The organism is Salmonella sp. SAL4457 (assembly GCF_046548235.1).
Taxonomy (GTDB): Bacteria; Pseudomonadota; Gammaproteobacteria; order Enterobacterales; family Enterobacteriaceae; genus Salmonella; species Salmonella enterica.
On sequence record NZ_JBGDZO010000555.1, the window covers coordinates 1 to 269 of the forward strand.

Sequence of the window (269 nt, forward strand, 5' to 3'; positions counted from 1 at the left end):
TCTTTGTAGGGAATATTTATGTCCATTCCATTGGATATCTACGATCAGCGTATTCTTGCGTTGCTGCAGGAGGAATCCTCGCTTTCCACCGCCGAGATCGCCGAGCGCATCGGACTTTCCCAGTCGCCCTGCTGGCGGCGCATCCAGCGCCTGAAGGAGGAGGGGGTGATCCGCAAGCAGGTGACCCTGCTCGACCGCAAGAAGATCGGCCTGAATACCCAGGTATTCGCCCAGATCAAGCTCAACGCCCATGGGCGCAAGAACCTCAC

Annotated in this window: 1 protein-coding gene; it reads left to right on the plus strand. The window is 57.2% G+C overall.

Features of this window, described 5'->3' with window-relative positions; genetic code table 11:
- Positions 1–18: 18 nt before the first annotated feature.
- Positions 19–269, plus strand: a 251-nt coding sequence (locus ACLJNW_RS25445) for an Lrp/AsnC family transcriptional regulator (RefSeq protein WP_410961398.1), incomplete at its 3' end; no start/stop codon positions are given.